This is a genomic window from Halomonas sp. BN3-1 (genome assembly GCF_003056325.1).
GTDB lineage: Bacteria > Pseudomonadota > Gammaproteobacteria > Pseudomonadales > Halomonadaceae > Halomonas > Halomonas litopenaei.
This window is the reverse complement of the sequence record NZ_PYVV01000001.1, coordinates 803,409-826,808: the sequence shown is the minus strand read 5'-3', so window position 1 is coordinate 826,808 and position 23,400 is coordinate 803,409. Positions and strand designations below refer to the sequence as shown.

The 23,400-nt window shown below is 62.7% G+C and carries 25 protein-coding genes; 4 read left to right on the top strand and 21 right to left on the bottom strand.

The features are described from left to right. Positions 1-52: 52 nt before the first annotated feature. Positions 53-262: a hypothetical protein gene (locus C9F12_RS03365; RefSeq protein ID WP_108195028.1), complete on the bottom strand. Its 210-nt coding sequence runs from the start codon at positions 260-262 to the stop codon at positions 53-55. Positions 263-483: 221 nt separating this feature from the next. On the opposite strand from C9F12_RS03365, the gene C9F12_RS03360 reads away from it, so the two are divergent. After that, positions 484-1,686: a site-specific integrase gene (locus C9F12_RS03360; protein WP_108447950.1), complete on the top strand. Its 1,203-nt coding sequence runs from the start codon at positions 484-486 to the stop codon at positions 1,684-1,686. Between the two features lie 87 nt (positions 1,687-1,773). Here C9F12_RS03360 and C9F12_RS22450 read toward each other — a convergent pair whose 3' ends face one another. Continuing rightward, positions 1,774-1,932: a hypothetical protein gene (locus C9F12_RS22450; protein WP_156088610.1), complete on the bottom strand. Its 159-nt coding sequence runs from the start codon at positions 1,930-1,932 to the stop codon at positions 1,774-1,776. Continuing rightward, positions 1,932-2,351, bottom strand: a complete 420-nt coding sequence (locus C9F12_RS03355; RefSeq protein ID WP_108447949.1) for a hypothetical protein — start codon at positions 2,349-2,351, stop codon at positions 1,932-1,934. The genes C9F12_RS22450 and C9F12_RS03355 overlap by 1 nt, the downstream gene beginning before the upstream one ends. A gap of 173 nt (positions 2,352-2,524) precedes the next feature. Here C9F12_RS03355 and C9F12_RS03350 point away from each other — a divergent pair, with 173 nt between their 5' ends. After that, positions 2,525-2,950 carry a SufE family protein gene (locus tag C9F12_RS03350; protein WP_045992080.1) on the top strand — a complete coding sequence of 142 codons (426 nt, stop codon included), beginning with the start codon at positions 2,525-2,527 and terminating at the stop codon, positions 2,948-2,950. A 34-nt stretch (positions 2,951-2,984) separates the two neighbouring features. Here C9F12_RS03350 and yidD read toward each other — a convergent pair whose 3' ends face one another. The 6 genes from yidD to C9F12_RS03320 all read right to left on the bottom strand — a co-directional run bounded on the left by yidD (position 2,985) and on the right by C9F12_RS03320 (position 7,836). Beyond that, entirely contained in the window at positions 2,985-3,284 is a 300-nt protein-coding gene (gene yidD / locus C9F12_RS03345; protein ID WP_205254620.1) for a membrane protein insertion efficiency factor YidD, read from the bottom strand. Between the two features lie 100 nt (positions 3,285-3,384). Continuing rightward, entirely contained in the window at positions 3,385-3,828 is a 444-nt protein-coding gene (hisI, locus tag C9F12_RS03340) for a phosphoribosyl-AMP cyclohydrolase (RefSeq protein WP_108447947.1), read from the bottom strand. Positions 3,829-3,833: 5 nt separating this feature from the next. Further along, a complete protein-coding gene (locus tag C9F12_RS03335; protein ID WP_108447946.1) occupies positions 3,834-4,352 on the bottom strand; it encodes a transcriptional repressor in 519 nt (172 codons plus the stop codon). 72 nt (positions 4,353-4,424) lie between these two features. Then, positions 4,425-5,405 (bottom strand): alpha-L-glutamate ligase-like protein, encoded by a 981-nt coding sequence (locus tag C9F12_RS03330; RefSeq protein ID WP_045992077.1) that lies wholly within the window; start codon positions 5,403-5,405, stop codon positions 4,425-4,427. A 3-nt stretch (positions 5,406-5,408) separates the two neighbouring features. Next, complete coding sequence (locus C9F12_RS03325; RefSeq protein WP_108447945.1) at positions 5,409-6,923, bottom strand: inactive transglutaminase family protein; 1,515 nt, start codon at positions 6,921-6,923, stop codon at positions 5,409-5,411. Positions 6,924-6,984: 61 nt separating this feature from the next. Further along, positions 6,985-7,836, bottom strand: a complete 852-nt coding sequence (locus tag C9F12_RS03320; RefSeq protein WP_108447944.1) for an ATP-dependent zinc protease — start codon at positions 7,834-7,836, stop codon at positions 6,985-6,987. A gap of 450 nt (positions 7,837-8,286) precedes the next feature. On the opposite strand from C9F12_RS03320, the gene C9F12_RS03315 reads away from it, so the two are divergent. Then, positions 8,287-8,970, top strand: coding sequence for a type 1 glutamine amidotransferase domain-containing protein (locus tag C9F12_RS03315; protein WP_108447943.1), 684 nt, complete (start codon positions 8,287-8,289; stop codon positions 8,968-8,970). Between the two features lie 612 nt (positions 8,971-9,582). Here C9F12_RS03315 and C9F12_RS03305 read toward each other — a convergent pair. From C9F12_RS03305 to gorA, 12 genes are all read right to left on the bottom strand, one after another. Beyond that, complete coding sequence (locus tag C9F12_RS03305; protein WP_108447941.1) at positions 9,583-10,341, bottom strand: FadR/GntR family transcriptional regulator; 759 nt, start codon at positions 10,339-10,341, stop codon at positions 9,583-9,585. Between the two features lie 189 nt (positions 10,342-10,530). Then, the gene (locus C9F12_RS03300; RefSeq protein WP_108447940.1) at positions 10,531-11,343 is read right to left on the bottom strand and encodes an NAD(P)-dependent oxidoreductase; all 813 of its coding nucleotides are present in this window, start codon (positions 11,341-11,343) and stop codon (positions 10,531-10,533) included. Between the two features lie 49 nt (positions 11,344-11,392). After that, entirely contained in the window at positions 11,393-12,256 is an 864-nt protein-coding gene (locus C9F12_RS03295) for an amidohydrolase family protein (RefSeq protein ID WP_240184150.1), read from the bottom strand. Continuing rightward, positions 12,253-13,395 (bottom strand): mandelate racemase/muconate lactonizing enzyme family protein, encoded by a 1,143-nt coding sequence (locus C9F12_RS03290; protein WP_108447939.1) that lies wholly within the window; start codon positions 13,393-13,395, stop codon positions 12,253-12,255. Before C9F12_RS03290 ends, C9F12_RS03295 begins: the two co-directional genes overlap by 4 nt. A 73-nt stretch (positions 13,396-13,468) precedes the next feature. Continuing rightward, a complete protein-coding gene (locus C9F12_RS03285; RefSeq protein ID WP_108133621.1) occupies positions 13,469-14,749 on the bottom strand; it encodes a TRAP transporter large permease in 1,281 nt (426 codons plus the stop codon). A 2-nt stretch (positions 14,750-14,751) separates the two neighbouring features. Beyond that, positions 14,752-15,381, bottom strand: a complete 630-nt coding sequence (locus tag C9F12_RS03280; RefSeq protein WP_240184149.1) for a TRAP transporter small permease — start codon at positions 15,379-15,381, stop codon at positions 14,752-14,754. Positions 15,382-15,438: 57 nt separating this feature from the next. Continuing rightward, positions 15,439-16,446, bottom strand: coding sequence for a TRAP transporter substrate-binding protein (locus C9F12_RS03275; protein ID WP_045992069.1), 1,008 nt, complete (start codon positions 16,444-16,446; stop codon positions 15,439-15,441). A 589-nt stretch (positions 16,447-17,035) separates the two neighbouring features. Beyond that, the gene (locus tag C9F12_RS03270; RefSeq protein ID WP_052704298.1) at positions 17,036-18,007 is read right to left on the bottom strand and encodes a transporter; all 972 of its coding nucleotides are present in this window, start codon (positions 18,005-18,007) and stop codon (positions 17,036-17,038) included. Between the two features lie 238 nt (positions 18,008-18,245). Then, entirely contained in the window at positions 18,246-18,638 is a 393-nt protein-coding gene (locus C9F12_RS03265) for an ectoine synthase (protein ID WP_045992068.1), read from the bottom strand. Positions 18,639-18,832: 194 nt separating this feature from the next. Further along, positions 18,833-20,098 carry a diaminobutyrate--2-oxoglutarate transaminase gene (ectB, locus tag C9F12_RS03260; RefSeq protein ID WP_045992067.1) on the bottom strand — a complete coding sequence of 422 codons (1,266 nt, stop codon included), beginning with the start codon at positions 20,096-20,098 and terminating at the stop codon, positions 18,833-18,835. Positions 20,099-20,183: 85 nt separating this feature from the next. Then, positions 20,184-20,762: a diaminobutyrate acetyltransferase gene (gene ectA, locus C9F12_RS03255; protein WP_045992066.1), complete on the bottom strand. Its 579-nt coding sequence runs from the start codon at positions 20,760-20,762 to the stop codon at positions 20,184-20,186. Between the two features lie 311 nt (positions 20,763-21,073). Continuing rightward, the gene (gene gorA, locus C9F12_RS03250) at positions 21,074-22,435 is read right to left on the bottom strand and encodes a glutathione-disulfide reductase (protein WP_240184148.1); all 1,362 of its coding nucleotides are present in this window, start codon (positions 22,433-22,435) and stop codon (positions 21,074-21,076) included. A gap of 222 nt (positions 22,436-22,657) precedes the next feature. On the opposite strand from gorA, the gene can reads away from it, so the two are divergent. Beyond that, complete coding sequence (gene can, locus C9F12_RS03245) at positions 22,658-23,308, top strand: carbonate dehydratase (RefSeq protein ID WP_108447937.1); 651 nt, start codon at positions 22,658-22,660, stop codon at positions 23,306-23,308. Positions 23,309-23,400: the final 92 nt, after the last annotated feature.

The window sequence follows — 23,400 nt, the reverse complement described above, 5'->3', positions numbered from 1 at the left end:
AGCGGCGAAGCCACGAACAGGAACGTCTTCAGGGATTCGAGAATATCTGGTGTCATACGTCCTCCTCAGAGGAAAACCTCTTCTTAGTAGTGATTCCGAGAGCTGCACAGCCAATCCCCAGCAGCACCCCCGCGAGCGAAAGGAGTGCGGGCATCTGAGACGTGAACAGGCCGCCCATGACACTGAGTGCCGCGATGGTGGCACCAACCCGGTCAACGAAGTCCCCGAAGCCACGGGCAACGAAATGCTGGTTGTGACTCATGATCGATCTCGACGGCTCCCTGTCGTTCATACGTCAGCATACCCGAGACCCCCAGATACCGGCGCAACCAGGCTGCGCGCTATCGCGTTCTTGCACATTGGCCGCGCGCAACCGGATGTGGCCATCTGTGTCTTGAGCGGCCAGCTGGTCAGCAGGACTTTTTATCTATTCAGCCGCGCCAAGCGACGACACGCAATGGCGCAAGCCAATGGGCAGGTCATATGAGCAAGACACCTCCGATACAGGCACAGGACGGCAGGGCGGTCTTCGACAGCACGCCGGGAGGCACCCTGGTCGAGGGCGAATTACCGTCTTCGTCGTCCCCGCAGGCCCTGATCGAGGCGGAAGATGACTGGCAGGCGGTGGCCCACTGGCTTGCCGAATACGGCGGCAGTGCGCAGACCCAGCGCGCCTACCGCCGCGAGGCCGAGCGGCTGCTGCTGTGGCTTGAAGAGCGCCGCCTTTCGCTGGCCCAGATGACCCGGGCTCACCTGGATGAGTTCGAGGCCTTTCTCGCCGACCCGCGCCCCCGTGACCAGTGGGTAGGCCCGGTCAGGCCGCGTCAGGATCCTCGCTGGCGGCCGTTTCGCGGCCCCCTGTCGCCGGCAAGTCGACGCCAGAGCCTGGTGATCCTGCAAGGCATGATGGCCTGGCTGGTCGAGGCGGGCTGGCTGTCGCGCAACCCGTTTCGATTGATGCGCGACAAGCGTAGGCGACTCAACAATGGTCAGCGGCGTGTCGAGCGCTATCTGGAGCGTCCGCTGTGGGACTGGTTGTGGGCCTGGCTCAATGAGCCACTGGAGCAAGGTGCCGACCGACGAGCCAGATTTCTCTGGACCAGGCGGCGGCTGGTGTTCGGCTTTGCCTACCTGCTGGCCCCGCGGATCAACGAGATGAGCCAGGCGCGCATGGAGGATCTGGTGAGGCGGGAAGGGCGCTGGTGGTGGCAGGTGGTTGGCAAGGGCGGCAAGTTTGCCGAGATTCCGGTGCCGCCCGACATGATCGAGCTGGTCCGGGAGGCACGGACGCTCTACGGCGAGCCGGCCGATCCCGCCGGGGATCCAGCGCCACTGTTGAGACGCCTGGATGGTAAGACCGCGCTGGGGGACAACCAGTTGTACCGACTGATACGCACGACCTTCAGCCAGGCCGCGGACTGCCTGGAAGAGCAGGGCGGAGATCCCCAGGCGGTGGCACGGCTACGACAGGCTACGCCGCACTGGCTCAGGCATACCGCTCTGACCCATCAGGCCCAGGCGGGCGTGGAGCTTCGATATCTGGCGCAGTCGGCACGTCACTCACGCCTGGAGACGACGTCACGCTACCTTCACACCGAAGACGAGGAGTGGCATCGCCAGCAGTCGCTGCACGGCCTTGGCCAGGCAGAAGGACCAAGATGGGGTCAAGGGAAGGGGGGAGAATAAGGAATGAAGAAACAGCCCCCCCCCCCTGGACAGGTTTCTGGCTGAGGGCGGCTAGCAGAGCCCGCCAATGGAGCCAACCAGGCAATCCTAGTGCTCGAGGGGGCCGCGCTTTCGGGCGATATAACGATTGGCGTGCTCGGTGAGCGCCTTGACGTCGGACTTGTAGCCACGGTCGAGTCGGTAGGCGGCCACCGCCAGCGCCAAGGTGGCGCCCAGCATGATCAGCATGGCGATATGGAATGTCATCACTTGTCCCTCCAGGTGAGCAGGGCCTTGGCATAGGATGCCACGAGTGCCAGCCCAAAGCCAACGAAGGCGCCCCAAAGCGGTTTGGCCGTGCTGGCCACCACCAGCGTCGCCCCCGAGCTATCCTTGTCGGCGAAGAACAGCGCAATCAGCGAAAGTGCGCCGACGGTTGTGCCCGCGCGATCGGCCAGATCCAGCAAATTGGTAAGGATGGCCGCTCGCTTGGCCCGCCGCTGGGCAGCTAGGTGAGCGATGATTTCTTCCAGCTGCTGCTGCGTCAGGCCTCGCTCGGAGGCCGGCGTGCCGGTCTTGTCGGCCCGTGACGAGCCCAGATACTGGTCGAGCTCCTTTTCCAGTGCATCGAGTCGTCTATCACGTGAGCGATGCGGGCCCTGTCCTTGGGGGGCTGGCGCTTGCATGTCGATCTCTTTATGTAGCTTAGGCGGCGAGCGACAGCGAGTGCTCCGTTGTCACCCGCTCAGGGCGAATTCTAGCATGACGCCTGGCCGGGTTCTCCGAACCGGGGCTGACCGGGGGAGGACGACGGCGGGGCCTGGCAGGTATAATCCTGGCAGCATTCTAGGGAGTCACCATGACCACGACGAGTACCGCAGAACAGGCCCAGCAGGAACTGCTGGAAGAGTTTGAACTGTTCGACAACTGGATGGACCGCTATCAGTACATCATCGACATGGGCAAGGCACTGCCGGCCTTCCCCGATGAGCACAAGCGTGACGAGCTGAAGATTCAGGGCTGTCAGTCCAATGTGTGGATGCACCACGAGCGCCAGGGCGACACCCTGCACTTTGCCGCCATCTCGGACGCCGCCATCGTGTCAGGGCTGATCGCCGTGCTGATGCGCATCTACAACGATCGAAAGCCCAGCGACATCCTCGCCACCAGTCCGCATTTTCTCAAGGACCTGGGCCTCGACAAGCACCTGTCGCCGACCCGCAGTAATGGCCTCAACGCCATGCTCGAGCGCATCTATCGCGTCGCTGAGCAGGAAGCCGCCTGACCCTTGAACCCTGGGCGTCGACGAGGCGCCCGCGTCAGTCCGCGGACTTCGATTCGCTGTCGCCGCGCACCTGAAACCGCTCGTCGAGCTCCGGATCCTGGCGGCAAAGCCTCTCGCTGGGCCCGCCAGGCACGGGATCGATGCCGCCCTTGGCGCCAGGATGGCAGCGCAGAATACGCTTGAGCGCTAGCCAACCGCCCCGTATCGGACCGTGAACCGTTATGGCTTCGTGACTGTAGTGCGAGCAGCTTGGCCAGTAGCGACAGCGTGGGCCCAGCAATGGGCTGATGACACCCTGGTAGAGGCGAATCAGCGCCAGTAACGGCCATGCCAGCCAGCGCTTCGGTCCGCGCGCCCGGGGTGATGGCTCCTGCGCGGGGGGCGATCGATCATCGCGACCACGGCCGCTGTCAGCCCCGGCCGTCGCGGGTGACTCAGGATCCCTTGGTGTAGAGCTCATCGGGATCGATCAGCGCAGCGCTGTTGATGCGGGCGCTGTCAGCTTCCAGGGACAGATAGAAACAGCTACGCCGGCCGGTATGGCAGGCAGGACCGGTCTGCTCGACCTGCAGCAGCAGCGTATCGCCGTCACAGTCCAGCGACGCACTCCTGAGATGCTGCTGCTGGCCGGAAGACTCGCCCTTGCGCCACAGCTTGGCGCGGGAGCGGGAGTAGTAGCATACCCGGCCAGTGCGCAGTGTTTCCTCCAGCGCCTCCCGGTTCATCCACGCCATCATCAGCACTTCGCCGCTATCGTGCTGCTGGGCGATCGCCGGCAGCAGGCCATCGCCGTTGAATCGCACATTGGCCAGCACCTCTTCGAGAGAATGACGGCTATCGCAGGGTTCGCGCTCGAGGCGTTTGAGCAGATCGGTCATGGGGCTCAGGTGGCGTCCTTGGGGGTGGAAGAGGCTGTATTGACTGGATCAGCGGTGGCGTCGGCACGCTCCTCGGCACCATCGTTGTTGCCGCCTTGGCAGGCCTGGCACAGGCCAAGCAGTTCGATGGTCTGGCGCTGTACCTGGAAGCCCAGCGTTCTGGCACGGCTTGCCAGTTGCTCGTTGATCTCGTCGAGGTGCAATTCCTCGACGCGCCCGCAGTCCCGGCAGATCAGCAACTGGAAGCGATGGGCATGCTCGGGGCAGGGACAGGCGACGTAGGCATTGAGCGACTCGATGCGATGTACCAGCCCCTGTTCGATCAGGAACTCCAGCGCACGGTACACCGTCGGGGGGCGCGCGGCGGCGTGATCCTTGGCTAGCCGATCCAGCAGATCGTAAGCCTTGAGGCCGCCACTGGCCTCACCGATCAGTTCCAGTACACGTCGCCGGATGGGGGTGAAGCGCACGCCACGATGTGCGCAGTGAGCTTCAGCCTGTTGTAGCAGGGCGGTTTCGGTCATGGGGTCCAATATTCACGAAGCGGCAACCTAGTCTACGCGCTGGCCCGCCGGCGGGCCAGACACGCGAAACTGTCAAATGGCTTCTGCCGGGGCTTCCTGCAGCTCGCCCTGGCGGGCGAAGTGGTGCTGGGCGAAGGCCACCCGCTCGGCAGCGCTGCGCTCCTCGGTCTGCGCCTCGATCAGATCGAGGCGTCGCCGCAAGCCTTCGCCATTGGCCATCTGGATCGCCAGGCCAGGGCGGGCGTTCAGCTCGAGCAACATGGGGCCGCGGTCACGATCGAGCACCATATCGGTGCCGAGATAGCCAAGCCCGGTCATCTCGTAGCAGCCGGAAGCGAGCTCGAGAAGGGTGGTCCAGCCAGTGATCTGCAGGCTGGCCAGTTCGTGGCCGGTATCGGGATGATCGGTGCGCGAACGATCGAACTGGACGCCTCGGACGGCGCGCCCGCTGGCGATATCGATGCCGACGCCCACCGCGCCCTGGTGCAGGTTGGCCTTGCCGTCGGAGGCGGCGGTGGACAGCCGCATCATCGCCATCACCGGGTAGCCCTTGAACACGATGACACGGATATCCGGGACGCCTTCGTAGGTATAGGCAGCGAAGGTGGTATCGAAGTTGATCAGCCCCTCGACCAGGGCAACGTCCGGGGAGCCCCCAAGCGAATAGAGCCCCGAAAGGATATTGGAGACGTGGCGTTCGACATCCTCGATATCCAGCTCAGCGCCGCTGGGCTTGATGAAGTGCTTGCCCTCGACGCGCTCGATGACCAGGATGCCCTTGCCGCCGCTGCCCTTGGCCGGCTTGATCACAAAACCGTTGTGGCCCGCCAGCATCTCGCTGATGTGCTTGACACTAAACTGGGTCGACACCGTGCCGATATGCTCCGGCGTGGTGATGCCGTATTCCTGTGCCAGCAGCTTGGTCTTGAGCTTGTCATCCACCAGCGGATACAGCTTGCGACTGTTGTAGCGACCGATGTAACGGATGTTACGCCGGTTCATGCCGATGATGCCCTTGGCCTTGAGCTTGCCGGGACTGGTCCAGTTGAGCATGGCTCAGTCCTCCGTGACCGGCTTGAAACGACGCAGTTCGAGCAGCCGGTAACCGGTGTAGTTGCCCAGCAGCAGGATCAGCGCCATCAGGATGAGCTGCAGGCCGAGGAAGTTGAAGGTGATGTGGCGAATCCACGGATTGTTCATCGCCAGATAGGCCAGTACCGCGGTCAGCAGGCTGCCGCCGCCCTGGATCAGCACCTCCTTGGGGCCTTCTTCTTCCCACAGGATCGACATCCGTTCGATGGTCCAGGACAGGATGATCATCGGGAAGAAGGTGATCGTCAGGCCCGCATTGAGGCCAAAGCGATAGGACAGCACGGTGAAGATCGAGATGATCGCTATCACCGTTATTATCACCGCCGTCACCCTGGCCACCAGCAATAGATTCAAGTGTGACAGATAGCTGCGGATGACCAGACCGACGGCCACCACCAGCAGAAACCCGACCAGGCCGGTGAGCAGGGTGGTCTGGATGAAGGCCAGGGCAATCAGTACCGGCATGAAGGTACCGGACGTCTTGATGCCGATCAGCACCCGCAGCAGCACCACCACCAGCGCACCGATCGGGATCAGCAGGATGGTCTGGAACAGCGCCTGCTCCTCGAGCGGCAAGCTGTGGATCGAGAAGTTGAGCAGGGTATCGCTGTCCTCGGCGAGCTGGCTGCGCACTGCCGCCGCGGCGGGCTGGTTGCGTACCAGCATGGAGAAGGAAATACGTGAATCGCGACCGCCTTCCACCTCGAGCACGGCATTGCCAGCGCTTTCCCACATCAACAGGTTGTCGGGCTTGCCCTGTTCGCCGGTGGCCGGATTGAACAGTGCGCGCTTGTCGCCGTCATAGACCTGTATCCACGAGGTCAGGCTCTGACGCCGACGGCCGCTGTCGAGCATCAGGCCACTGACCTCACGTGCGGCAACGCCGGCCTGGTTCAACAGGCGCACGGCCAGCGGCACACGATCGAACTGGGTCAGCAGTAGCCTGGCATTTTCCCCCTGGCGGTCATCGGCGAATTCGCTCAGCAATTCACGGGCGAAGGTAAAGGCGTCGGACGAGCGTGCCCAGGCGCGGTCGATCACCTGCTGGGCGGCGGTGTCGTAGGGACGCTCCCAGGCGACATCGGTCACCGGCGGCGGCGGGGGCGGAGCAGTTGCCTTGCGGGCACCTTCGGTCACCAGTACCTGGGCGGTGTAGTAGAGGCGCTGATCGCCCACCGCCTCGCGGGTGGACCACTCGGCGCGACGTGCGCCGTTTTCCTGCAGGAACGCCAGGCCGTAACCCGGTGAGGCGGTGTGCTCGGTCAGCACCCGAAAACCGGCCTGAGAGGAGGGCAGGGCCATGTCCACCTTGGCCGGCTCGCCCTGGCCATCGAAGGTGACCTGAGCCTCGATTTCCCAGACCTGGCGCTGTTCACCCGGCGTCCAGGGGACCTCGAATTCCACGTGGCGGTGAATGCTCATCGCGATGCCAACCACCATCAGCAGGGCGACGATCAGATAAAAGGGCAGTCTGGACATGGGTCTTCCTTAATCGGGAGCGAAAGGCCGACGCCCCGGGGCGTCGGCACACTGCGTTATCTCAGGGCTGTTCCTGATCATCACGATCGGCCGCTTCCTCGTCGGCGGCTTCGCTGGCCGATTCCCCTCCTGGGAATTCGGGACGGTCGTGCAGGTAGTGGCGGGCCACGTCGATGACGGCGATATCCAACAGGAAACGACGGCCAAGCAGGACGGGATAGCTCAGGTGGGTGCGGTCGTTCAGGGTGAATTCGACCTGTTCACGCAGCGGGCCGAGGGTCATCAGCAGACTGACCACGGGGCGGCTTTCTTCACCATTGGCCTGGACGATGGTCACCTTGCGTTCTACCGGTGCCTCGATCCATTCATCGCGCACGGCCTCGACCACCGAATCCTCTTCATTGAGGCCCAGCTTGAAGCGCACCCATTCGTCGCCATCCCGTTCGAAGGTGGTGACATCGGTAGCGGACAGCGATGAGGTATTGGCCCCGGAGTCGATCCGCGCCTTCAGATAGGTGCCCACATCGGGCAAGCCAACCCACTCGCTGCGACCCAGCAGTTCCTTGTTGTCGATACCGGACTCGGAACTGACCTCACACTGCGTCATCTGAGGGCCTGGGTCCGAGCTGCCGCGCTCGAGCCCGGCCAGATCCTGGCGTACGCCACGCAGCAGGCTGCCTACCTCACGGATATCGGCGGTCATGCGGCGATCCTGCGCTGCCTGCTCACTTAGCATGTCATGGGTCAGGTCGCAGCGTCCCGCCAGGCGCGTCTCGAGCCCTCGGATCTCGGCGTGGAATTCCGAAGGCGTGAGAGGTTCGGGGGGAGGCGGAGCGTCGACCGGTGCCAGTGCACAGCCACCGAGCATCGCGGCGGCGGCCAAGGAAAGAAAACAAGTCGGTCGGAGGGGCATGACGCTAGCGTCCTTGTATCGGCATCGACAAAAATGGTGAGACTCGCAAAGATCGCTCCCGAAGAAGCCCATCGAACGAGACAAATTGAAGCGATGATAAGGAGCGACGCCAGCGCTGTCCATGCTGGGGCCGGGTTGATCACGCCTCAGGTGCTCCGCTGTACTGCTCAGAACCGCCCACAATCCCGAGCCCGCACCCCTGAAAAAGCGCAAGGGTGTCTACTGGGCAGGGCCCGTGTCTACCTCATCAGAAATCGGGACAATAGACCCAAGGGGTTGCCTGAGTATTGGCGGCTACACAAGTCCCTATACACGCCCTTGGGCATTCCGCTTCTACTATGCAGAACCTTTCGTGCTTTGCTGAAGCTAGCACGAGGCTGACTACAATAACGCAACAAGATAGCGACAGAGTCGACTAAAAGGTTCAACGTTCTCGTCGGAGCCCTCGCCATGGATAACAAGATTCTTGTGGTAGTGACCAGTCACGCCAAGTATCCCAATCATGATCGAGCCACGGGTCTGTGGCTAGGTGAAGCCGTGCATTTCATCGATCATGTCGAACAGGCTGGCTGGACCTGCGACATCGCAAGCCCCAAGGGGGGCTATACGCCCATCGATCCCCACAGTCTGGCGGCCGCCGAGGCGATTGACTGGGACTACTATCAGAACAAGGACTTCATGAACCGCCTGGGTACGACGCTGGCCCTGGACGAGGTCAACGCAGCGGACTATCGGGCAATCTATCTGGCGGGCGGGCATGGGGTCATCTGGGACTTTCCGGGCAACGAGACGCTCCAACGCCTGTGTCGGGACATCTACGAGGCAGGCGGTATTGTATCCTCTGTGTGTCACGGTGCCGTGGGCTTGCTCAATGTGACCCGGGATGATGGGGAATACCTGATCAAGGGCATGAAGGTGACCGGCTTTTCCAATCACGAGGAGCACCTGGCCAAGCTCGACGACATCGTGCCGTTTCTTACCGAAACGGAGCTTGTCGAGCGTGGCGGGCTCTATTTGAAGGCGGATCGCGCCTGGGAGCCATTCGCCGTAGTCGATGAGCGGCTGGTCACCGGGCAAAATCCAGCCTCGGGCCGACGCGTGGCCGAACTGGTGCTGGAAGCGTTGGGCGACTGATCACCGTCGGTCAGCAAGATCTTTTCTATCCGGACATCACCATGGCAGCCAGACATCGTCAGGGAAGACGCACGATAGCGATTATCGTCACCACGGCGCTGGTCGCCGGACTCGTCATGGGGTTCTACGCAGGAAGCCGCTACCAGCTCTGGCATCTCCAGGACGCCTGCCTGGATGCCGGAGGACGGGTTTCAGACGACGGTGTGGCACGATGTGAAATCGAACGTGAGGTTCCTGCCAGCTAGCCAGCGGAGAGGAAGCGTCGCTGGGTTGGGCAGGATGGAAAAGCAGCCAGACGAGCGACATGGAGACCGCAAGCGCCAAAGGGGAGGCAGCAGAGCATCAGAGGCTTGTCCGGGAGAACCGGCAAATACCTCATTTAACATAATATAGATTATGCGAACCATGGGTCATGAAAGCTTGTGAAGGCTGATAACAGCCTCTTGTCACCAGAACCCCGCGTCAATCGCTGTCCTTATCTACCTCGAACTTACCTCGAACTCGGCGGTAGCTTCCCACCGAGCCCAACGGATTTAGATCATCGAACTGGCAGTCCTGTCGAGCGGACTGCGTCAACCGATGACAACTGACGTACTGGCGGCCGGCACTGACTCAACCCTTCTCCTTGAACTGCTGGTAAGTCTCCCGGGCGCGTTCCAGGTGGCGCGCCATGGCGGCTCTGGCGGCGTCGGGGTCGCGTGACAGGATCGCGTCGAGAACGTCCTGGTGCTCGGCTTCCACGCGCTTGAGATAGGTGCTGGTGGAGTCGGTATTGACCTCGCTGGTCGCGAGCTTCGAGCGTGGAATCGCGCTCAGGTTGAGCTGCTCCAGCGCCTGAGGGAAGAACGGATTGTGGGTGGCCCTGGCAATCGCGTGGTGGAACTCGAAGTCCTCGTTGCGAGCCTGACTACGCTGCTGACGGGCCTTGACGAAGGCCGCATGGGTATCACGCAGGCGAGTCTCGTCGTCGACCTCGAAGCGCTCGGCGGCCAACGCCGCCGCCGCAGGCTCCAGATTAAGCCGCAGCTCGATGACATGCAGAATATCTTCGACGGTGGTCGGACGAATCCGCTTGGCGGGCATGGCCTCGGCCGGTGCGGCGCGGATCACCGTGGTGCCGACGCCACGCCGTGCCTCGACCAGGCCCAGCGACTTGAGATGAGCCACCGCCTCGCGGATCACCGTCCTGCTGACACCGAAGGAATCACACAGGCCGCTTTCTGTCGGCAGCTTCTCGCCGACGGCGATGGTTCCGGCGGTGATCAGACCTTCCAGCTGGTCGGCCACGTTCATCGACAGACTGCCTTCACGCGTCAGCTTCTTGACGTTTAGCGGTGCCGGTTCCGTGCGGGGTGCTGGCTTGGCTGCCATGGTCGATTCCTCTTCAGTTCGCGTGGCGATGACGCGACGTGCCGCAAAGCGCTATCACTGGGCTACTTTTCAGGGCTATTTATCAGGGCTGTATATCAGCACTGACTATCAGGACGCCAGTGTATCAAGGCGATGGCGTCAGGTCCCCGGTGTACGGATGCCTGGTGGCTTTCCGCGACGATTCAGTGGCTATTCATCGTCAGGATGGCCCTGGCCTGCAAACTTGCCGCCCTGGAAGCGCACCGAAGGGTCATCGGGAGCCAACCGCCCTCCCCTGGCCTCGATCTCGGCACGCCAGGGTTCGGAGCTGTCCCTTGGCACCCAGCCCAGAAAGCCTGCTTCGCGATTGTCCCACCATTGTTCGGCGTTGTTGGAGGCGCCGTAGACCACGGTGTAGCCCAGTTCAGGGACGCAGAAGGCGCGCTCGAGCAACGCCATGAAATCCTCGACGCTCATCCAGGTGGCCAGCATGCGGGCATCGGCGGGCTCGGGAAAGCAGGAGCCAATACGCACCGCCAGGGTCTCGACCCCGAACTTGTCGAAGTACAGGCTGGCGAGGTCCTCGCCGAAGCCTTTCGACACGCCATAGAGCGAATCCGGGCGTTTCGGCACCTTGGCGTCCAGCCGCTGATGCTGTGGGTAGAAGCCGATGACGTGGTTGGAACTGGCGAATACCACCCGCGGCTTGTCATGACGGCGCACCGCCTCATAGAGGTGATAGGTGCCCATGATGTTGGCCGGCAGGATCTGTTGCCAGGAGCGCTCCACGGATACACCGCCGAGGTGGATAACACCATCGCAGCCTTCCACCAGGCGAGCGACAGCATCGACGTTGGTCAGGTCTGCCGTGACGATCTCTTCATGGCGCGTATCGTGGGTCACGTCCTGGTCGACGGCGACCATGTCGGACAGGCGGACCTCCTTCGCCAGGCGACTCAAATGAGGTCTCAGAGCGGTGCCCAGGCCCCCGGCGGCGCCGGTGACCAGCAGTCGATTCAACATGTCAGAATTCCTTCTCGCGTGTCGTGTCTCGTGTCTCGTGATACGCGCCTCAGCGACCGAATCCGTACAGTTCGGCGGGATTGTCGACCAGGATGCGTTGGCGCTGCTGCTCATTGGCCCAGGCCAGCAGTACGTCAAGCTGGTCAGGGTCGTCGGGATACTGATCTCGCGAGACACCGACATGGGGCCAGTTGCTGCCCCAGAGGATGCGCTCCGGTGCGTGGTTGATGACCCGTCGGGCGATGGCGCCGACGTCGTCGTAGTCGGGCCCTCCGCTCAGGCTGGTTTCATAACCGGCGCAGATCTTGAACCAGGCATTGCCGCGATCGAGCAACCTGAGGATGGCGTCGACGCGAGGATCATCGGCCGGCACCGGATCGATGAACTTGCCGATATGATCGATGATGTACGGGCACTGGATACGTTCCAGCATCGGCAGGTGCTGGTCGAGCTCGCGGCCATTGAACTGCACCATCAGGTGCCACCCCAGGGGCGCGATCAACGGCTCGACCTCGGGCAGGCGAGCCAACGGCATGGCGCCTCCGCCCAGGTTCATGATGCGTGCGCCGCGAACACCTCGGCCATGCCAGTCTTCGAGGGTTTCCACTGGGGTGTCAGGACTGACGACGGCGACCCCGCGGGCCTTGTCCAGCCCCAATTGGTCGAGCGATTCAAGCAGGGCGCCATTGTCGAACTGATAGGCGTTGGACTGGGTCACGACCACCCTGTCGAGCCCCATCCAGCGCTGATAGCGCCTGAAGTCCTCGAGGGTCGCGAGCTCCTTGATCGGCGCGGCCTGCGGGTGTCCCTCGAAGCCTTCCAGAAACAGGTGGGCATGGCAATCGGTGGCGCCGGCGGGCGCCTTCAGCCTGGGCGCGCGCCCTTCCAGCGGACGGGTATTGGCCGGTATCACTGTCTTGTCTCCTTGAGGGCGAAACGTGTCAGGGCGTCGCGATCGATCTCGATGCCAAGTCCAGGGCCGTCGGGGATATCCACCCAGCCCTGATGATGCTCCAGCGGCTGGGTAACAATGGCCTGACGGAAGGGATTGTGGGTCCGATCAAACTCCATGATGGGTTCGATCGGCTCACGTCTGGGCGGATTGGGCGGTAGCGCCGCCATGGCCTGAAGGCTGGCGGCGATGCACACGGCGGTGCCCCACACATGGGGAATCAGACGCACGCCATGAAGCGCCGCCATATCCACGACGCGCCGCATCTCGGTGAAGCCGCCGACGCCGCATATGTCGGGCTGGCAGATATCGATCGCGCGGCTGGCCAGCGGCTCCTGCATGGCGTAGCGGCCATGCCAGTTCTCGCCACTGGCGACCGGTAGAGGCTGGCCATCGCGCACCGCGCGATAGGTATGAATCTGCTCCGGCAGTACCGGTTCCTCGAACCAGTCGACGTCGTAAGCCGCCGCCCGCTTGCCGACCTCGAGGGCCTCCAGCAGGTCATAGCCGTGGTTGGCATCGATCATCAGACGCCGATCGGGACCGATGGCCTCGCGCACGGCGGCGATGACCCGAAGATCTTCCTCGACGTTGAAGCCGATCTTGATCTTGACCCCGTGAAAGCCTTCCTCGGCGTAGCCCGCCACCTCCGCGGCGATATCACTGACCCGGTCCACGCCATCGCGACGAAAGGAGCCGGTGGCGTAGGCCTGGACGCGTTCGCGAAAACGCCCTCCCAAGAGCTCCGACACGCTGGCACCGTAGTGCTTGCCCTTGATGTCCCACAGCGCGATGTCGATGCCGCTGAGGGCCGTCATGGTCAGCCCCCGCTGGCCCTGGTCACGCAGCCGGTTGTAGAGCACGAGCCACAGTTTTTCATGCTCCAGCGGGTTGGCGCCGATCAGGGTGTCGGCGTAGGTGGCCACCACCGCGGCGTTGGCCTGGGCCGGACCGAGGCACTCCCCCCAGCCGACGGTGCCGTCTTCGCAGGTGATCTCCACCAGGCAGTGCTGGCGGCGTTCGAAGCGCATGGAAGCACTTTCGAAGGCCTGTTCAAGGGGATGATCCAGCAGATGGGTCTCGACCCTGGCGATCTTCATCGGTGTGCCTCTTTTCCTGTAGGTGGTCAGCGGCGTGTGACGCCTCGTCGAAGGGGGCTTGGCATGGTCGCCATCACTCCAGCATGTTGGGCAGCGCCATGGACAGTGCCGGAACGTAGGTCACCAGCATCAGGGCGGCGAACAACGCCAGGTAAAACGGCCAGATGGTGCGAACGGTCTGTTCGATCTTGATCTTGCCGACCACGCTGCCGACAAACAGGCAGGCACCCACCGGCGGCGTGCACAGCCCGAGCCCCAGATTCATCATCATCATGATGCCGAACTGGATCGGATCCATGCCGAACTGGGCGGCAATCGGCAGGAAGATCGGCGTGCAGATCAGGATCAGCGCCGCCATGTCCATGATCATGCCGAGTGCCAGCAGGATCAGGTTCAGCATCAGCAGGATGGCGAGCGGATTGTCGGTGATCCCGAGCAGCGTGTTGGACAGCAACTCCGGCACGCTATAGAGGGCGAGCAGATAGGAGAACGCCGAGGCGCAGCCGACCAGGATCATCACCAGCGCGGTGGTGCGCACCGACTGGTAGACCGCCTGCTTGAACGATGCCCAGCGCAGCTCGCGATAGACCAGAGCGGTGACGACGATGGCGTAGATGGCCCCGAAGGCGCCTGACTCGGTCACCGTCAGCACGCCAGACAGCACGCCGCCCACGATGATGACCGCGGTCAGCAACCCTGGCAGTGCGGCGGCAAAGCTGATCGCCAGCGCCTGCCAGCCCGGAAAGCGCTCGCCCTGGTAACCACGCTTGACCGCTACCAGATAGGCGGCCAGGGCCAGCAGGCCACACATCAGGATGCCCGGCACGATGCCCGCCATGAACAGCTTGGTGATGGACAGGCCACCGCCGGCCGCCACGGCGTAGAGGATCATGTTGTGGCTGGGCGGAATCACCACCCCGGCCACCGACGAGGTCACCGTCACGTTGACCGCGTAGTCCGCGTCGTAGCCCTTCTCCTTCATCACCGGAATCAGGATGGAGCCGAGCGCTGAGGTGTCGGCCACCGCGGAACCGGAAATTCCGCCGAACAGCATCGAAGAGGTCACATTGACCACCCCGAGCCCTCCGCGCACCCGGCCCACTGCGGCAGAGGCCAGACGCACCAGGCGCTGGGAAATACCACCGTGCAGCATCAGCTCGCCGGCGAAGATAAAGAACGGAATGGCCAGCAGGGAAAACACCGAAATGCCCGAGAGGATGCGCTGGAATGCCACGAACAGCGGCAGTCCCTCATAGAGAAAGCCCCCTACTGCTGCCAGTCCTACCGCAAAGGCCACCGGAGCGCCGACCGCCAGTCCCAGGGCAAAGAGTCCAAAAACGATAGCGAGTCCCATGCTCAGTCCTCCTGGGTCGGGTTGTGCCGGCCGCCAAGCCGCTTGACGATGTTGGCCACAGCGAACAGCACCATCAGCGCGCCACAGATCGCCAGCGGCGCGGCACGCCAGCTTTCGGAGAGTCCGAGCATCGGGATAGGTCGTGCCAGGTTGGTCATCATCAACTGCCAGCCCTGCCAGGCCATGAAGCCGCCAAAGGCCACCACGAACAGATCCGCCAGATGGTGCATCAGACCCTTGATCGGCGCCGGCATGTTGTCGCGCAGCAGGTCGATGGACAGGTGGCTGTTGTGACGAACGCCGGCAGCGGCGCCGAGAAAGGTGATGTAGGCCACGCTCAGAAGCGCCGTCTGCTCGACCCAGGTGGGGGTGTCATTGAGCACGTAGCGGCCAAATACCAGCCAGCCAAAGGTGATGATCAGCAACACCAGCAGCACCCCGGCCACCATGATGCAACCATGGGCGATACTGTCGAGGATGCGCTCCAGTCGGCTGGGTGTTTCTCGCTTGTAGCGTATGCTTCGTGACTCCGGCGATGCCGGAGGAAAGGCACCACGGCGTACCGTGGCGCCCTCTTGCTCTGACTCGGTTTGCTCGGACCCGACGTCAGAGGTGTCGGTGGGTGCGTTCACGCATCAGCCTCCCCGCCCGCCCCCGGCACCGGGGACGGGGCTCTCGTATCAATGGGATCAGTCGGCCTGAGCCGCGCGAATATCGTCGACCAGCGAGGCCAGGTCCGGGTTCTCGGCAAGAAAACCCTCATAGACCGGTTGCATCAGCGCCTGGAATTCTGACTTGTCCGGAACCTCATTGATCTCGACGCCTGCGTCCAGCGCCGTTTGCCGACTGGCCGCGGTACGCTCTTCCCACAGTTCACGCTGCTGCTCGGTGGCGACCTGCCCGGCCTCCCGGACCGCCGCCTGGTCTTCTTCGGACAGCTCGTCCCAGGTACTGCGGGCCATGCACAGGCACTCGGGAATGACCAGGTGGTTGGTCAGCGAGTAGTAGCCGGCAACCTCGTAGTGGCCGCTGGATTCGTAGGACGGGAAGTTGTTCTCGGCGCCGTCGATCACTCCGGTCGTCAGCGATTGGTAGACCTCACCGTAGGCCATGGGGGTGGCGTTGCCACCCAGCGCATCGATCATGTCGACGTAGAGGTCGTTGTTCATGACCCGGACCTTCATGCCCTCGACATCTTTCGGAGTCTCGACCGGATGGTCGGTGTTGTAGAGGCTGCGCGAGCCTGCCCCGAACCAACCCAGCGCGACCAGGCCCTGCTCCTCCATCGCTGCGGCGAAGCGTTCGCCGATCTCGCCATCCATCAGTTCGTACATGCGCTCTTCACTTTCAAAGATGAAGGGCAGCGAGAGCACGTTGGCAGCCGGCACCATCGGACCCATGGGGCCCATGTTGAAGTTGCCGAAATCCAGAGCACCGTTGCGGGTCTGCTCGATGGCATCGGGCTGATCCCCCAGCACGGCGTTGTGATAGACCTTTGGCGTGATGCGCCCTTCCGTTCGCTCGTCCACCTCCTTGGCGAAGGTCTCCAGTGCAATGCTGTTGGGGTACTCGGGAGGATGAATGTTCCAGCCGCGCCACTGTTCGGCCAGGGCTGGCGTTGCCAGCAAGGCGGTGGTCGCGGCCAGGCCGGCAAGATGGATGGCGCGGGTGAGCTTGCGTGAAGCGGCGGGATTCATGGCGAGTCCTCTGGTTGACCTTGTTGGCGTTGTTGTCATACCCGGTTGGGCAAGTGTCCGGCCCTCTCGTACTGCCATCACATGGCGATGGCCTGAGCCGTTTTCTGGAAACCATGGCATACTATGTATGACAAAGTAGAAGAGAGGACTTCCTGGCTGCAACCCCTTCCTGACACTTTTTGACTAAAGTGCAATGCCACTGTCGAGGTGTGTTAGCCAAGGCGGCCAACATGATCGACATTTTTCGGAAAAGCTCTTTATTCGCAGGCAATAACGACCTATCCGAAACCTGTTCCTGGTGCAAAGACGCCCCGCTGCAGCGGCAGTTTATTTGTAAAATGCTGTCAATTTCAGGCGTGACGCGTGGCCCGCTGTGTCCCTGTGCCGCCTGAGCTGCATAGGCGGCAGGAAGTCTCGTGGGACGTGCAAGGCCTCGGCTGTTAAAGACATTCAGCGCAGACAATATCGATGCAGAATAACGGGAGAATCGGGCGCCGCTGAGCGCCCGAGAACATGGCGGAGATTCGTTCAGGGGAAGGATCGAGGCGGCGCGCCCGAATCATCGGATCGGGCGCTGGTCGGGAGGTGGCTAGAAGGCCCAGGCCGCCGACAGCGACACCGTATCGCCATCGAAGCGATTTTCGGATGACACATCGTGAAGCCACTTGCCGATCAAGGTGACCGGCGCCTGGCCCAGTGAGACGCTCTTCATGAAGGCCGGCCCTACTCCTGCCCCGCTACTGCGAAAACCATCTTCCAGGCGATCCGGTACCGGGCCCGAGTCCGACTCGAGCTGCTCGTAAACGTACCCGGCCAGACCCAGTCCGAAGCTTGGCGTCAGGTACTTCGCCGCCAGCACGTCCAGGTGAAACTCGTCGCCGGTGGTGTAGTCGGTGGCATCGTTCTTGAAGTTGAACAGGATGCCCGCGGTCATCGACAGGTCCCATCCGCTTTCGGGCAGCCAACTGTAGGTAATGGTGGGATCGATCGACCAGTAGTGCCGCCCCAGGTTGATCCGATCATCCTCGTCGTAGCGCCCCACCGGAATATTGATACCCACCGCCGCCGTGGTGTGGTGAGTCCCGTTGGCCCAGTTGAGGGCGACAGGCACCAGGTACGGATCACCGAAGCCGCTGTTGCTTCCGGTGTTGAAGCGTTCCTGGCCCGGGATGCTGGCCTCGAGATCGACGCTGACGTCAAACACGTAGGGAAGATTGATCCCGGCGATGTAGGTGGCACCGAGCCACTCGACGTCGGTCACCCAGGTCAGCTTGAGCAGGTTGAACCACAGCGTCTGGTCGAGACCCGCCGACAGCCGCCCGCCCAGGGGGCGCGCGCCGATATCGCCCTCGTAGCGCACCAGGTCGTTGCGTGCATAGACCCCGGGTGGCGGAGCCAAGCCTGCGGCAAAGTCGTTATAGGCGCCCGGTACATAGATGCTGCTGCCGCCTTCCGAGGCATGAGCCGTCGCTGGGGCCAGCAGTGCTGCACCAAGGATCGGCGCTGCCAGCAGGTAGTGATACATACCGGAGGTCAGGAGTCGGGGGCGACAAATGGCCATGGGGACGGTTCCATTGAGGAGTTTGCTGCAAAGTATAGGTAGCGCTCCAGACTTTTGGGCACAATTTTGACGTGCCTGCCTCCTATGCCCCCACGTCCCCTGCTGCTCTTCCCGTGACGTCTACCTCCAGCGTCCTGCGACTACTTCGGTCGATTGGCCAGATACGACAACGGCGCCCCAAGGGGCGCCGTTGTCGGGTGCGGGAAGCGAGTTCCTGTTCAATCCTGGCGGTACACCCTTACTCGCCGGCGGGCGCGTAGGAGCCATCTTCGCGGTGCACTTCCTTGCCGGTCAGGCCCGGAGTGAACACGCAGGCCAGGTGCATGGTCTTGGAAGCACGCAGCAGGTGCTCGTCATGCTGATCCAGGATGTAGATGTCGCCCGGCTTGATCGGCCAGATCTTGCCGTCGGCCAGGGTCTCCACCTCGCCTTCGCCCTCGATGCAGAACACCGCCTCGAAGTGATGCTTGTAGTGGATGTGGGTCTCGGTACCCTCGAAGATACGGGTGATGTGGAAGGAACACTGACCGCCGTCATCGGCGAGCATCAGGCGGGTGCTGTCCCAGTTACCGTTCTCGGCCTTTACCAGGCGGTCGGTCTGACGGGCTTCTTCCAGGTTGCGAACGATCATCGAATTCTCCGTTGTCGGGTGTCGGGGGCGTCGGCGGTGCCGGGCATCGAAAGGCCCTGTGCGAGGCTTCGAGCGCTGGTGGCGTCCGCAGAAAAAGCGAGGGCGGGCCCTCGCTTTACATATTGCTCAGGGCAGGATCAGCGGCACCTTGCTGCTGGCGCCTGCCCGCAGATAGCCTGCGGGCGTATCCTGTTTCAGCTCAGCGCCTCGTGGGTGCTGCGCTCGAGGATATCGAGACCTTCGATCAGATCCTCGTCGGTGATGGTCAGCGGACACAGGCACTTGACCACCTCACCGTCCTGGCCACTGGTCTCGATCACCAGGCCGTTCTCGAAGGCCTTGGCGGTGATCTTGTCGGCGATATCGCCGCTTTCCACGTCGATGCCACGCATCAGGCCGCGGCCACGCTCGGAAGCCGGATACCCCTTGTCGCTGAGCCAGGCTGCGATCTTCTGAAAGCGCTCTTCCACGATCCGCGCCTTGCGCTGGATGTCACGCTCGAAGGTATCGTCGCTCCAGTACTTGCGCATGGCAGCGGTAGCGGTGACGAAGGCCAGGTTGAAACCACGGAAGGTACCGTTGTACTGACCCGGCTTCCACTTGTCGAGCTCCGGACGCATCAGCACGTGGGCGAACGGCAGGCCGAGTGCGGACAGCGACTTGGAGTTGGTGACGATGTCCGGTGTGATGCCGGCATGCTCGAAGCTGAAGAACTTACCGGTACGACCGCAGCCCGCCTGGATATCATCGATGATCAGCAGGATGTCATTATCGCGGCAGATGCCCTCGAGACGCTTGAGCCAATCCAGGCCGGCCACGTTGATGCCGCCCTCGCCCTGGACCGTTTCGACGATGACCGCGGCGGGCACGTCGAGACCGCCGGACTTGTCGCCAAGCAGCTTCTCGAAGTAGTCCAGGGTATCGGTCTCGCTACCCATGTAGCCATCGAAGGGCATGAAGGCTGCACCCTGGGTCGGAATACCGCCGGTCGCCTCGCGGAACTTGCGGTTGCCGGTGGTGGCCAGCGCTCCCATGGTCACGCCGTGGAAGCCATTGGTGAAGGTCACGATGTTGTGACGACCCTTGGCCACACGAGCGAGGCGAATGGCAGCCTCGACGGCATTGGTGCCGGTCGGCCCCGGGAGGTGGACCTTGTAGTCGAGACCACGCGGCTTGAGGATCACCTCTTCCAGGGTCTCCAGATAGTCGCGCTTGGCGGCGGTCCAGAAATCAAGACCGTGGATGATGCCGTCGGTGGCCAGGTAGTCGACCAGCGCCTGCTTCAGGTGCGGGTTGTTATGGCCGTAGTTCAAGGTGCCGGCACCGGCCAGAAAGTCGATGTACTCGCGGCCTTCCTCGTCGGTCAGGCGAGCGTTCTGCGCCTTGGTGAAGACCACCGGAAAGGAACGGGAATAGGTACGAACTTCGGATTCCATGCGTTCGAGGATCTGGGTCTGCATTGCGACCTCCTGTCGGGTTCGTAGGGGAAGTTATCGGGTATCGGTGGCGACGGACGCTGGCGCCCTGTCACCACCCTGGAAGCCGTTAGATACGCGTCGTGTCGAAGGGACCGATGCGCACCAGGTTTTCCGGATCGTGCTCTCCACCCAATTGGTCGGTAGAGAAGTACTCGCGGCTGTTCAACGGCGCCTGCCAGCGATCGGCCAGGCGGCGGAACAAGCCCCAGGAGGCCTGGTTATCCGGTGTGATGGTGGTCTCGAGGTGGTGGACCTCGGCAAATTCAGGGCGGGTCAGGATGGCTTCGACCAGTCTGCGGGCCAGACCGGTACCGCGGGCCTTCTCGCCCACCGCGACCTGCCACAGAAAGTAGGTGTCCGGAGCATTGGACTTCACGTAGCCGGAGACAAAGCCGACGATCTCGCCTTCCTCGTTGGTGGCAACGGCACAACTGTCACGGAACTGGGTGGCCAGCAACAGGTAGGCGTAGGCGGAGTTGACGTCCAGGGGCGGGCAGGACTTGACCAGCTCGTAGATGCCCCAGCCATCCTCGGGAGTGGACTTGCGAATAAACAGCGGCGCCGCTTCGTGACCCACCACCGCGTCGGCCACCGTAGGCTTGGCGAGGTCGGCTGATGGTGTGAAGGGCTCAGTGCTTGCGGTCATGTTCGTTATGCTTCGCTGTAGCGAATTTGGACAACCATTATAACAGTCGAGTATGACATTTCAAAATCTGGATTATTCTTAACCCCTGGAAGCATAAAAAAAAATTATGCGAACGGCGCCAGGCCACGTCTCATGGCGGCTCGGAGCGATCGCTGCCGCTCACCTCCCCTATCCCTTTGGCGTAATCGATTGCCTCTCCAACGAGACGATTTCGTCCGCCTGAAGCAGTATAGTCGGACCTTTCGGATCGGCGAGAAAAGGCCACAAAAAAGGGCACCCACAGGTGCCCTTGTCGTATCGTGACGCAGGTCTCAGGTACGGGTCGGCGTGCGCATGGTGACAAACTCTTCGGCGCCGGTCGGGTGGATGCCCACGGTGGCGTCGAAATCTGCCTTGGTCAGGCCCGCACGCACCGCGATGGCGATGCCCTGGATCACCTCACCGGCTTCCTCGCCGACCATGTGCGCCCCTACCACCACGTCGCTTTCGTCGTCGACGATCAGCTTCATCAGGCAGCGTTCATCACTGCCGGACAGGGTGTGCTTCATGGGACGGAAGTCGGCGCTGTAGACGCGGACCGCCTTGCACACCTCGCGGGCCTTCTCTTCGGACAGGCCAACGGTGCCGATGTTGGGATGGCAGAACACCGCAGTGGCGATGTTGTCGTAGTTCATCGGCGCCTTGGGCGCGTCACCGTAGTGGTGTGCGACCAGATGCATGGCCTCGGCCAGGGCCACCGGCGTCAGCTCAGGACCGCCGGTCACGTCGCCCAGCGCCAGGATCGAGGGCACCGAGGTCTCGAAGCGATCGTTGACCTGGATGGAGCCGTTCTCGTTGAGCGCGATGTCGAGCTGGTCCAGACCCAGGCCTTCCAGATGGGGCTTGCGGCCGGTGGCGGACAGCACCGCATCCACCTCAAGGGTCTCGCCATTGGTCAGGGTGGCCTTGATCCCGCCTTCGACCTTCTCGAGGGACTCGATGTTGGTGTTGAAGTGCAGGTTGACGCCCTTCTTGGCCATCTCGTCGCGGGTGAACTCGCGCACCTCCTGGTCGAAGCCGCGCAGGAACAGGTCGCCGCGATACAGCAGGTGGGCGTCGGCGCCCAGGCCGTTGAAGATGCTGGCGAACTCCACGGCGATATAGCCGCCGCCAAGCACCAGAAAGCGCTTGGGAAACTCGTCCAGGTCGAAGATCTGGTTGGAGTTCATGGCCAGTTCGCTGCCGGGGAACGGCGGCACCCAGGGCCAGCCACCCACCGCCACCAGGATCTTCTCGGCGCTGATGGTCTCGCCGCCAACCTCGACACGGTGTTCGTCCACCACCTTGGCGCGACCGTTTATCAGGCGCACCCCGGCGTTGTCCAGCAGCTTGCCGTAGATGCCGTTGAGTCGCTTGATCTCACCGATCTTGTTGTCGCGCAGGGTCGCCCAGTCGAAGCTCGGCGCCTGGTCGAGCTGCCAGCCGAAGCCGCGAGCGTCGTCGAAGGCCTCGTGGAAGTGTGCGGCGTAGGAGTAGAGCTTCTTGGGCACGCAGCCCACGTTGACGCAGGTACCGCCGAGGTAGCGATCCTCGGCGACGGCCACCCTGGCCCCGGTTGCCGCCGCGGTACGGGCAGCGCGGACACCACCGGAGCCGGCACCGATGACAAAGAGGTCATAGTCGAATTGTGACACTTGCGTCTCCTGATTCTGTTGCTGGGGCCCTTGTTGTCGGGACCGCTTTCGGATCATTAGGGGCCTGGCCTACCAGGGACCTGCCTCGAGGCCCACCAGGATGGGAAACCTTCCCATAATACCAGCGGGCTGGCTAACACGGGAGGGTGCTTGACCACCTTGACCGAGGGGGGTAAAAACATGCACCACTTTAGCCATCCACTGCTTGCACGGGGAAAGTTCATGAGTGATATCGACAATCTGCTCGCCAATAATCGGGCCTGGGCCGACAGAATCTGCCAGGAAGACCCTGATTTCTTCACCCGTCTTGCGCAGCAGCAGAGCCCGGAGTATCTGTGGATCGGTTGTTCCGACAGCCGCGTGCCGGCCAACCAGATCATCGACCTTCCCCCGGGTGAGGTGTTCGTCCACCGCAACGTCGCCAACCTGCTCTACCACAATGACATGAACGCCCTGTCGGTGGTGCAGTTCGCGGTGGACGTGCTCAAGGTACGTCACATCATGATCGTCGGCCACTACAACTGCGGTGGCGTGCGCGCTGCGGTCACCGGCGGCGAAAACGGTATGGTGGACAACTGGTTGCACAGCGTGCGCGAGCTTTACAGCATGCATCGCTCGGAACTCGAGCATCTGCCGCTGGACGAACAGGTGGATCGCATGTGCGAGCTCAACGTCAAGTCACAGGTCAAGACGCTGTGTCGTACCAAGATCGTCCAGCGTGCCTGGCAGCGCGGCCAGGCGCTGTCGGTGCATGGCTGGGTCTATGGCCTCAGTGACGGTCGCGTCACCGACCTGGAATGCAGCGTCCACGGCCTGGATCAGGTCGCCCAGCTCTATCGTATCGATCGCGTCTGCCCGCCCCAGGGCCAATAGCCGATCTGAACAGCGCCGCACATCCAGGAAGGCGACGAGCCGCGTTGCCCAGTGTTGGCGCTCTTTTCGTGCATCTCCTGGTGCCATGTCTT